The sequence below is a fragment of the Gallintestinimicrobium propionicum genome (genome assembly GCF_025567525.1).
Taxonomy (GTDB): Bacteria; Bacillota; Clostridia; order Lachnospirales; family Lachnospiraceae; genus Gallintestinimicrobium; species Gallintestinimicrobium propionicum.
This window is the reverse complement of the sequence record NZ_JAOQJY010000002.1, coordinates 232,058-242,361: the sequence shown is the minus strand read 5'-3', so window position 1 is coordinate 242,361 and position 10,304 is coordinate 232,058. Positions and strand designations below refer to the sequence as shown.

The window sequence follows — 10,304 nt, the reverse complement described above, 5'->3', positions numbered from 1 at the left end:
GTTCTTCTTATTGGAAGTATTTCCAGAAGAACTTTCGTTCCTGTCGTTCAGACAGCTTATTGAGTTTATCATAAGCAGTTCTGTTTGTCAAGAACTTTTTTCATTTTATTTTCAAGTTTCTTTCGAAACCTGATTACTCATCACTCGCAGCAACAGTTCATTGTTTTATCAGAACTTTCTGTTCATGTCAAGCAGTTTTTTATTTTTTTGAATTTCTTTTCAGAAATCCGTGTTGCTTTCGTTCGCCGCAACAGTCATAAAGTATATCAGGACTATTTGTCGATGTCAAGCACTTTTTGAACTTTTTTAGAAGTTCATGTTGCAGCCGTTTGCCGCAACAGATAGATATTTTATCAGCGTTTTTCTGTTCTGTCAACAGCTTTTTAAAACTTTTTTTTGCCAGGCGTAAACGCAAGGTTACTGTCTACAGATTTTCCTGCAGGCATGGAAGCTGCATCCGAAAACTACGAATAAACTGGAACAACACAAAAAAACGCCCGCAAAAAGTGGGATTGCTACCAGCTTCCTGCAGACGTTTTCTACTATGACAGCGATTCCAGATATCCTTCTGGCAAGCTGCTTTAGTGGTTCATATTTCTCTTAATGACCTTCAGACGCGTAAACTCCTCACGTTCTTTTTCTTCGAGGGCGTTGCTGATATCCTTTACGAGAATCGTATAAGATGGAATCGTTATATTTTTCAGGGCGTTTGCACGCTTCTGCGTCTTGCGGATATTCATTGCAAGACGGTAGGCGGAGTTTTCCACCATGGACAGGCGGACGGTCAGCTCCTTTACCTTTAAAAAGCTTTCCCGGGCAGCATCCACCGACTCACTGGAATTATAAAAGCCGTAATAGGGGATTTTTTTCTCCTCCTCGCAGCTTACCAGTGGGATCTCTGTGCCCATGATGCTTCTTGTTTTGATACGCACAGAATCCTCTGCAGGAATCGCCTTTGCAATTTCCTGCACAGAATGAATGCCCACCTCTATATTTGCCTGCTGAAGCGCCTGGTATGCCTCCGTAAACGTAGCGTCAATCTCTGATTGGATCGTTTTCGCCTCTTCGATCAGATTCATCAGCTCCCGGATCAGGATATTCCGTTTTTTATCCATCAGCTCATAGCCCTGCTTTGCAAGCGTCAGGGAGTTTTTCGCCAGCATCAGGTTACCTTTTGTGGGAAATGCGTTTGTATTCATAGATAACGCTCCTTATTCCAGTACACGACCCTGTTTGTCATAATACTCGTCCAGGATCTTTGTATCCACACGATCCAGTTCTTCTCTGGGCAGCATGCGCAAAAGGCTCCAGCCGATCTCCAGGGTATCGATAATGGTTCTGTTTTCATCCTCCCGCTGACCGACGAAGTATTTCTCGAACTTTTTACCGAATGCCAGGTATTTTTTATCCAGCGCAGACAACTCATCTTCACCGATAACGCTCGCCAGTGCTCTCGCATCGCCCACCTTTGCGTAAGAAGAAAACAGCTGGTTTGCGACAGCCTGATGATCCGCTCTGGTATAGCCCTCACCGATACCATCCTTCATCAGACGGGACAGACTGGGCAGTACATTGACCGGAGGGTATACCCCTTGTCCATGCAGCGCACGATCCAAAACGATCTGCCCTTCTGTAATATAACCGGTCAGGTCGGGGATCGGGTGTGTGATATCATCGTTGGGCATGGTCAGAATCGGGATCTGCGTTACGGAACCGTCGATTCCTTCTACAATACCCGCACGTTCATAAATCGTCGCCAGCTCGGAATACAGATAACCCGGATACCCTTTTCTGGACGGGATTTCACCCTTACTCGAAGAAACCTCACGCATCGCCTCTGCAAAGGAGGTCATATCCGTCAGGATAACAAGGATGTGCATATGCTTCTCAAATGCCAGATATTCTGCTACCGTCAGCGCTACCTTGGGTGTGATCAGACGTTCTACAACCGGGTCATTTGCCAGGTTCAGGAACATGACAACGTGATCGGATACCCCGCTTTCCGCAAAGGTATGGCGGAAATATTCTGCAACATCATATTTTACACCCATCGCAGCAAATACAACTGCGAATTTCTCATCGGAGTTATCTCCCAGAGATGCCTGACGCACGATCTGTGCAGCCAGCTGGTCATGAGGCAGACCGTTTCCGGAGAAAATCGGCAGCTTCTGTCCGCGGATCAGGGTCGTCAGACCGTCGATCGCAGAAATACCGGTACGGATATAGTTACGGGGATATTCTCTGGATACCGGATTTAACGGTTTTCCGTTTACATCTGCATATTTTTCTGCTGCAACTTCACCAAGATTGTCGATCGGGGCACCGATACCGTTAAAGGTTCTGCCAAGGAGCTGATCCGTCAGCCCGATTTCCATCGGATGTCCAGTCAGTCTGGTATGGGTATTTTTTAAGGAAAGGTTATCTGTGCCTTCAAACACCTGTACAACCGCCTTGTCCTCGTTGATCTCTACGATACGGCCAAGCTTTTTTTCCTTACCGTCTGCAACGATCTCCACGATCTCATCATAAGCCGCGCCCTTAACACCCTCCAGCACGACGAAGGGGCCGTTGACACTGTTTAATCCCAAATATTCAATTGCCATCGTTTTTCCCTCCATTATGCATTGCGTGCAATCACGTCGTCGTAGAACTTGTCGATTGCTTTTTTGTAATCATCAAATTTGTCCAGTCGGTCATTTTCCACATCGTATTTAATGGAAATTACCCGGTCAAAAATTTTATCCTCTTTCAGCACGGACATGGGCATTCCCATAGATACCAGTGCTTTGGATTTCTCGTAAAGATACAGGATCGTCTCCATCATCTTCTGCTGCTTTGCAAGAGGCACAGACGTATCCTGCGGATGGAATGCGTTCTGCTGTAAAAAGCCCAGACGGATAACTCTGGCGATTTCCAGAGTCAGCTTCTGATCATCCGGCAGAACATCGCTGCCGATCAGCTTTACGATCTCCATCAGACTGCTTTCCTGGTTCAGGATCGCTACCATCTGATTTCTGTCATCAATAAAATCAGAGCCTACATTATCTGCATACCAACTTGCCAGATCAGGCAGGTATTCGCTGTAGCTGGTCAGCCAGTTGATCGCAGGGAAATGACGGGAATATGCCAGGTTTTTATCCAGTCCCCAGAAGCAGCGCACGAAACGCTTCGTATTCTGGGTAACGGGCTCGGAAAAATCGCCGCCCTGCGGAGATACCGCACCGATGATCGTAACACTTCCTTCAGTTCCATTTAAGTTTTCTACCATACCGGCTCTTTCATAGAACGCAGACAAACGGCTCGCCAGATATGCCGGGAAGCCTTCCTCTGCCGGCATTTCTTCCAGACGTCCGGACAGCTCACGCAGTGCCTCTGCCCAACGGGAAGTGGAATCTGCCATGATCGCTACATGGTAGCCCATATCACGATAATACTCTGCCAGTGTCAGACCGGTGTAAATGCTCGCCTCACGGGCAGCCACCGGCATGTTGGAGGTATTGGCGATCAGAACGGTACGGTCCATCATGGGATTTCCGGACTTGGGGTCGATCAGCTTGGAGAAATCCTCCAGAACCTCCGTCATCTCGTTTCCTCGCTCACCGCAACCGATATAAACGATCAGATCTGCATCAGACCATTTTGCGATTGCGTGCTGAGTCATGGTCTTACCGGTACCGAAACCGCCGGGGATCGCCGCTGTGCCGCCCTTTGCGATAGGGAACAGGGTATCCAGGATACGCTGTCCGGTTACAAGCGGGCGGGATGCCGGATGTCGTTTCTGATTCGGTCTGGGAATACGGATCGGCCATTTCTGGGTCATGGTCAGCTCTTTTACGCTGTCATCCTTTAACAGCAGAGTTACGATCGTATCGTTGATCGTATACTCACCATCCGGAACAACTGTTTCCACAATACCCTCCACATCGGGAGGCACCATTACCTTATGCACAATGGCGGGAGTTTCCGGTACCTCTGCAATAATCGTACCGCCGGACACTCTGTCTCCGGGCTTTACACACAGCTTCGTCTGCCATTTCCTGTGAGTATCCAGAGAATCCATAGAGAAGCCTCTGTCGATATATTTACCGGATTTTTTCTCAATTTCGGCAAGGGGGCGCTCAATACCATCAAAGATATTGGACACGATGCCGGGTGCCAGGGTAACAGAAAGTGTTGCGCCCGTCGGATACAGCAGCTCTCCGGGCTTTAAACCGGACGTCTCTTCAAATACCTGAATCGTCGCCAGCTCCGGAGAAAGACGGATCACTTCGCCGACCAGCTTTTCTTTGCCGACGTATACCATCTCGCTCATCTTTAAATCTGTCTTACCTTTGACAGTGACCAGCGGGCCGTTGATTCCATAAATGCTTAACGAGTTTTCCATCTAAGGCTCGCCTCCTTTCCATCAAAAGCTTCCTTCAGTTTCGTGTCAAAGGACTGGTCGATCAGTATGCCGCGTTTGGAAATTACCGCACGCACGCCTCCGCCGAAGCTGTATTCACTCACAGTAACGGCTACGTTTGCACCTGCAGAAATCGCATTCTTATGGCAGATATCCTCCGGATCGATATAAACGGTCACGTCGTCTCCATCTGCAAATTTCACGATTTCACGTACCTGATTTACCAGATAGGTTTCATATGCGCTGGTCGCCATATAGCGTTCCAGCTTTCCCTTTACTTCGGAAGAAAGCTTTTCATCCAGCTCACGCAGGAGATTTCCGGTCTGTTCCCGGATCGTGATCTGTTCTGCTGCCAGATCTGCGTTCATCTGCTTCTTTAAGCTTTCTTCTTTTAACTTCAGTGCAAGCTCGGATTTGCGCAGGGCCGTCTCTTTGTAATCCTCATAGACCTTTTCCAGTCCCTGCTCATATTCTTGCATCTGTTTGGCATTTTCTGCATTGACCTTTTCTGTGGTCACATCCATAAAATGCTGCAGCTTTTCGTCTATTGTCATGGTCTCCTCCGAAATATCTCCTAAAAGATGCTGCGCCTATGCAGCTCTTTTTCAGATATTGATTCCGATCGCTTCATTCACATAAGATGTGATGAAATCCGGTGCACGGCCTGTGCCGTGTCTGTCCGGGATTTCCACAATCAGCGGTAACTTCCGCTCCAACCTGATATGATCGATGATATCCGGAAATTCCTTTCCGAATTTTTCCGTCAAAAGCAGGATGCCGATTTCCTTATCGGCAAGCACCTTGTCGATTTCTGCCTTCAGCTCCTGTTTCTCGTGGACCACCGCACCTTCTACTCCTGCCAGCCGCATTCCTGTCCAGGTATCAATGTTGTCGCTGATCAGATACATTTTCATTAAAGCTTACCAATGATCATGAAGGCGATGATCAGACCATACAGGCAGACACCTTCGGCCAGACCTACAAAGATCAGGGACTTACCGAGGATAGAGGAATCTTCACTGATTGCACCAAGTGCTGCGCTTGCTGCACTCGCTACGGCAATACCACCACCGATACAGGACATGCCGATGGAAAGTGCGGCTGCAATATAACCAAGGCCGGTTGCTGTGCTGCTTGCTGCAACTGCTGCAGTTTCAGCAGTCTCTGCTGCAAATGCGTTGCCGGAGAACATCATAACGCCGGTAAAAAGCATCAGTCCAAAGAACATTACGCCGTTTAATGCCAGGGTTGTTTTATATCTGTGCTTTGTCTGTTCCCCTTTTACAAATACACGGAACGGAACTGCGATACAAGCTACAAGTGCTGCGAATAATAAAACTTTTGTCATGACAAATGACCTCCTTAAATGTTTTCTTCCTTTGATAAATAGGGTTCAAATTTTCTGCCGTCCCCTTTGTAGAAGCGGCTGAAAAATTCATAATACTGTAAACGGAGTACCTGAATGCCTACGATCAGACCTTCCATACCCATTACGACCAGATTGCCGACGATCACAACGATCACGTTGGGCGCCTGTCCGTTTTCTGCGCCTGCCAGCATCATAACCACCTGCATCATCGCCGCATGGCTGACTGCAAATGCACCGATACGGACAAAGGACAGGGTGTTGGAAAAATAGCTTAAGCATACTTCAAATAATTCGAAGAAGCCCTGCACTACGAACATCACCGGTCCGTTTTCATCCTGATACTTTTTCTTTTCCACAAGGGCACTGAGCGGCTCCTTGCATACGATGACCAAAAGCGGTACTACAAACATTACAACCAAAACACCTGCTGCCGGAATGGTATGTCCGGTCATGAACAGCATGATGACTGCAACAACTGCACCGTAAAATACAAAGCCAGCCAGTCCGTTCGTATCAAACAGTGCTTCTCCGGGCTTTTTCTCCCTGAGGGAATTGATCATATGGAAGATCATCGTCAGAAGAATCAGTCCCATACCGATGGTGATCGTCACAACAAATACGGTGTTGAGTGTTCCGATCACCGGCAGATTCGTCATTGCCTCCGTCGGACGCAGCCACAGCGCCGGGATCCAGTCCTCAAAACCAAATACACTGCCATAGAGGAGTCCGAAAATTGTAGAGAAGAATCCGCAGCTCGAAAGAACTGCTGCCAGGTTGATCTTTTTAAAATGGTACAATAAATATCCGCCGATCAACAGCACCAGACCCTGTCCCGCATCACCGAACATTGCACCGAAGATAATCGAATAGGACAACGCCACGAACAGTGTCGGGTCAAATTCCTGATAGTTCGGCAGGCCATACATCTGGATAAACATTTCGAACGGCTTGATCAGCTTCGGGTTTTTCAGACGAGTCGGAGGGATTGAAACTCTTCTGTCCGGATTTTCTTCCAGTGTACAGAAAATATCCGGATCCTCTTCCAGCTCCTTTTTCAGCAGATCTGCCTCCTTGTTTTCCATCCATCCACAGAGGATGAAGAAGGTTTCGTTTTTCGCCTTGGTAAATGCCGCCAGCTTGCGGACATCAAACAGCTTGGATTCATACGCAAGGGTCTTGCTTGCAGCAGAGATCGATTCAGACATCCCATTTAATTCTTTTGCAAGCTCTGCTCTCACTGCTGTGATCTGCTGCTCCAGGGCATCTGTTTTTTCCTTTAATTCCCGGCAGGCCTCATCAACGGTACCCTCGTAGGCATCCTCCAGATGAATCCGTTCAAAATGGAGAGAAGCATAAATCGCATCCACCTTTTTGGCTTCTGCCGCCGGAACGAAATAAACGCCCCAAACATAATCCTCCGTCTCCTTGCATTTTTCAAAAATCGTGCAGGCATCGTCGTATGCGTAGGTTTTTAAACGCTCATAGTAGCCGACTGGAAGTCTGCCGAAACGGAATCTTACTTCTTTAAAGTGAAGGATTCTGGAAATATCAAAATGCAGCTCCTGATAGGGGCTGACCGCATCCAGCAGTCCCCGCTCCTTTTTCAGTTCCTTTTCCAGTGCATCTGTCTCTCTGTCTGCCTTTTGAATTCTGCTCTGCACTTCAGTGATCCGTTCCATGGCTGTATCCACATCCATGTCTCTCACTGCCGTTGCTTTGCTTCCATAAAGCGCAGCGATCTCTGCTGCTCTTCCTGCTGCTTCCCGGTAAGGGTTCAACTCTGCGTTGGGTGTGATGTTGTTTAAATGCTTCAATTCGCCCATCGCATTTTCCAGCTGTATCTCATACCGGCAAAGATACTGCCTGGTTACTGTGTCGAGCTGATCCTTTGGCCCGATCACACTGATAAATTTCATTTTTTCAATCAATTTTGCCGCACCTTCCTTTATGCCAGGTATTCTCTGATTTTTTCAGCCGGCAAACCGTATCTGACGCATTCCATCGCCGTGATGATCCTGTGCACTTCCTGTTCTTTCCTATATAAATAGACTTCCAGGCATGCAGCTGAATAGGGGTTCTGTCTCATCAGCGCACGGTGCACGTTTTCCTGGATCATACTGCCGACCCGTTCCAGATTCGGTTTTTCCATTTCCTGCAGATATTTTCCATACCTGGTTTCTTTTGCGAAGTTCAACATTTCTTCTGTGCTCTCCGCCTCCGCCATTCGTTTGACCTGCTCCAGGTTCAGCCGGTAATGCACCGGAATGATCAGGGCATAAACATCTGCCGCTTTCATCCCGTAATAGCGTTTGGCACGGTAAATCCACTGCAGATTCAGGGTATCGATTGTAACACCCACCGATTCCAGCACTGCTTCCCGGTCTTCTTTTTTCAATTCTTTTCTGACCCGTTTCCAGAGATCCCTGAAATAAAACATATCCAATGCAAATTCATAGTCAAACAGAGTTGTGGACCCGCTGCCTGCCACCTTACGCAACACATCCCCGTAAGGAGTATCCGAAAGGACGCTGACCAGTGTCTCCATCGAATCTGCAGACGCTGCCTTCTTTAACGGAAATGCCGAATGCTTCGCAAAGGCTTCCTCATAATCGGAAACATCCGCAAGTGTCGGGCTGTCTGACAGGATCGCCTGTACAATGTTTTTTAAACAGGTGATTTCGTAGCGTCTGAAATACGTATCCAGAAAATTTCTCTGCTCCATGTTGGAAAACCGGTACAGCTTGGAAAAATCAGCGTAGAAGGAACGTTTGATCCTTCCCTCCGCCTGTCCTCTGTGCATGGTGTTCTCATTTTCATTTCCGAGCACCTTCCCATAGGACGGCTTCTTTTTCAGCCATGCGACAACCTCAGGAACATTGCCAAGGGTGCTGATCTGGTCAAAATCCTCTTTGCTCAAAAGCGCACCGCTCATGGCCCGTACCTTCGTTGTCAGACCGCTGTAACGAAATAAACTCATCTGCTCACATCCTTAATCATGGACTGCAGAATTTCATCCGAAATCCTGTCGTGCTCTGTATCATACTTGTGCTGCATTCCGGCAAGCTGCTTTTTCGTTTCCTCCCGGAGTTTTTCCAGCGCGGCTGCCTTCTCGTGCTCCATGTTTGCTTCCAGTTCTTCGGTCTTCTGTTCTGTCTTTAACTCCAGCATACTGTCAAACTGTTTTTTCTTTTCTTCCATCTGAGCAGCGAGTTCCTTTTTCTGTGCATCCACCGCATCCTGCATCTGCTGTGCGGCGTCTTCCACAGCCACAAGCCTGTTTAAGACTTCTTCAATGGACTGCCCCATGTTCACATGCCTCCTTTTCTACTGTTTTGAGCATGTACGTTATAAATGCTTTTCAATTTGCTCCGTGCGTATTATACTAGATTTACCTTTTTTTTAAAAATATAAATCTGATATGTGTGTAATATCAAAAACGTATTACAGAATTGCTTTTATGTCTGCTTTTGAATAAAATCTGTGATTTTTTTCACGATCCCAGGAGGATTTTCCATGTCTGCAAGCTTTGATTACTACAGGACCTTTTATTATGTTGCCAAATATAAAAACTTCACGCGTGCTGCTACCATGCTGCTTTCCAGCCAGCCGTCCGTGACCCGGAGCATCCAGAACTTAGAAAGCGAGCTGGGCTGCCGCCTTTTTATCCGTTCCCGTCACGGCGTCACCCTGACTCCGGAGGGCGAGATGCTTTACCGATATGTTGCTCCCGCCTGTGAACGCATCCTGCGAGGCGAAGAGGAGCTCGGGCTTTCCCTCGGCCTGCACGGTGGAGCAGTCAGCGTCGGAGCAACCGAAACCGCTCTCCACTGCCTGTTGTTGGATCGGCTGGCGCTGTTCCAGAAGGAGCATCCGGATGTCAAAATCCGCATCAGTAACGGAACCACTGCCCACATGCTTTCCGATTTAAAGGAAGGGCGAACCGACGTCGCTGTTGTTCCAACCCCTCTGCAGATTGAAAAGCCTTACAGCACAGTCCGGCTCCGTCCCGTTCGCAGCATTTTAGTCGGCGGCCCCCGTTTTTCTGCGCTCATGGATAAGCCCATCTCCCTGCAGGAGCTGATACAGTATCCTCTCGCCGGCCTGACGGAGGCAACCATGTCCCATCAGTTTTATGAGAACTTCTTTGCCGCCCACGGACTTCCCCTCAACTACGATATCGAGCTTGCCAGTGCCGACCTGCTGCTGCCTGTTGTCAGCCATAATCTGGGGCTTGCGTTTATGCCGGAGGATCTGGCAGCGCAGGCACTTTCCGAAAAACGCATTGTTTCGATTCCCCTTACAGAGGAAATTCCGAACCGCTACATCTGTCTCGTGCGGGATCCAAGCCGTCCTCTCGGTGCTGCCGCACGCTGCCTGATCGACATGCTGCTGGCAGATCGGATCGGGTGAGGAAGCATAAGCTGCAGACCGGTTGGGGGATAGTTCCTGACGTATCGTCCCCGACCAGGCAGCGTAACCCGAAACCTGTAGATATCTGTCCACTATAAAAGGGGAACAGTCCGTTTCTGGCGC

General features: G+C 48.3%; 10 protein-coding genes. 1 reads left to right on the top strand and 9 read right to left on the bottom strand.

Annotated elements, in window-relative coordinates:
* Positions 1 to 581: 581 nt before the first annotated feature.
* From OCV62_RS03115 to OCV62_RS03075, 9 genes are read right to left on the bottom strand one after another with little or no spacing between them, the layout of a single operon-like run.
* On the bottom strand, positions 582 to 1,199 hold the full coding sequence (locus OCV62_RS03115) for a V-type ATP synthase subunit D (RefSeq protein WP_021913997.1): 618 nt from the start codon (positions 1,197 to 1,199) through the stop codon (positions 582 to 584).
* Between the two features lie 12 nt (positions 1,200 to 1,211).
* Complete coding sequence (locus OCV62_RS03110; protein ID WP_021913996.1) at positions 1,212 to 2,603, bottom strand: V-type ATP synthase subunit B; 1,392 nt, start codon at positions 2,601 to 2,603, stop codon at positions 1,212 to 1,214.
* Between the two features lie 14 nt (positions 2,604 to 2,617).
* Positions 2,618 to 4,384, bottom strand: a complete 1,767-nt coding sequence (locus tag OCV62_RS03105; protein ID WP_021913995.1) for a V-type ATP synthase subunit A — start codon at positions 4,382 to 4,384, stop codon at positions 2,618 to 2,620.
* Positions 4,369 to 4,956: a V-type ATP synthase subunit E gene (locus OCV62_RS03100; RefSeq protein ID WP_262585073.1), complete on the bottom strand. Its 588-nt coding sequence runs from the start codon at positions 4,954 to 4,956 to the stop codon at positions 4,369 to 4,371. The genes OCV62_RS03105 and OCV62_RS03100 overlap by 16 nt, the downstream gene beginning before the upstream one ends.
* A gap of 51 nt (positions 4,957 to 5,007) precedes the next feature.
* A complete protein-coding gene (locus OCV62_RS03095; protein WP_021913993.1) occupies positions 5,008 to 5,316 on the bottom strand; it encodes a V-type ATP synthase subunit F in 309 nt (102 codons plus the stop codon).
* Positions 5,316 to 5,750 carry an ATP synthase subunit C gene (locus OCV62_RS03090; protein WP_021913992.1) on the bottom strand — a complete coding sequence of 145 codons (435 nt, stop codon included), beginning with the start codon at positions 5,748 to 5,750 and terminating at the stop codon, positions 5,316 to 5,318. Before OCV62_RS03090 ends, OCV62_RS03095 begins: the two co-directional genes overlap by 1 nt.
* 14 nt (positions 5,751 to 5,764) lie before the next feature.
* Positions 5,765 to 7,699, bottom strand: a complete 1,935-nt coding sequence (locus OCV62_RS03085; protein ID WP_262585072.1) for a V-type ATP synthase subunit I — start codon at positions 7,697 to 7,699, stop codon at positions 5,765 to 5,767.
* 17 nt (positions 7,700 to 7,716) lie between these two features.
* The gene (locus OCV62_RS03080) at positions 7,717 to 8,748 is read right to left on the bottom strand and encodes a V0D/AC39 family V-type ATPase subunit (protein ID WP_021913990.1); all 1,032 of its coding nucleotides are present in this window, start codon (positions 8,746 to 8,748) and stop codon (positions 7,717 to 7,719) included.
* Entirely contained in the window at positions 8,745 to 9,077 is a 333-nt protein-coding gene (locus tag OCV62_RS03075) for a hypothetical protein (RefSeq protein WP_117962257.1), read from the bottom strand. The genes OCV62_RS03080 and OCV62_RS03075 overlap by 4 nt, the downstream gene beginning before the upstream one ends.
* 207 nt (positions 9,078 to 9,284) lie before the next feature.
* Between OCV62_RS03075 and OCV62_RS03070 the strand changes: the two genes are divergently transcribed.
* Positions 9,285 to 10,181 carry a LysR family transcriptional regulator gene (locus OCV62_RS03070; protein ID WP_021913988.1) on the top strand — a complete coding sequence of 299 codons (897 nt, stop codon included), beginning with the start codon at positions 9,285 to 9,287 and terminating at the stop codon, positions 10,179 to 10,181.
* Positions 10,182 to 10,304 lie beyond the last annotated feature (123 nt).

What these genes read in the sequence shown, in the direction of transcription:
- OCV62_RS03070 (WP_021913988.1), top strand. Translation starts at nt 9,285, where the DNA reads ATGTCTGCAAGCTTTGATTACTACAGGACCTTTTATTATGTTGCCAAA.
- OCV62_RS03115 (WP_021913997.1), bottom strand. Translation starts at nt 1,199, where the DNA reads ATGAATACAAACGCATTTCCCACAAAAGGTAACCTGATGCTGGCGAAA.
- OCV62_RS03095 (WP_021913993.1), bottom strand. Translation starts at nt 5,316, where the DNA reads ATGAAAATGTATCTGATCAGCGACAACATTGATACCTGGACAGGAATG.
- OCV62_RS03080 (WP_021913990.1), bottom strand. Translation starts at nt 8,748, where the DNA reads ATGAGTTTATTTCGTTACAGCGGTCTGACAACGAAGGTACGGGCCATG.
- OCV62_RS03105 (WP_021913995.1), bottom strand. Translation starts at nt 4,384, where the DNA reads ATGGAAAACTCGTTAAGCATTTATGGAATCAACGGCCCGCTGGTCACT.
- OCV62_RS03110 (WP_021913996.1), bottom strand. Translation starts at nt 2,603, where the DNA reads ATGGCAATTGAATATTTGGGATTAAACAGTGTCAACGGCCCCTTCGTC.
- OCV62_RS03100 (WP_262585073.1), bottom strand. Translation starts at nt 4,956, where the DNA reads ATGACAATAGACGAAAAGCTGCAGCATTTTATGGATGTGACCACAGAA.
- OCV62_RS03090 (WP_021913992.1), bottom strand. Translation starts at nt 5,750, where the DNA reads ATGACAAAAGTTTTATTATTCGCAGCACTTGTAGCTTGTATCGCAGTT.
- OCV62_RS03075 (WP_117962257.1), bottom strand. Translation starts at nt 9,077, where the DNA reads ATGGGGCAGTCCATTGAAGAAGTCTTAAACAGGCTTGTGGCTGTGGAA.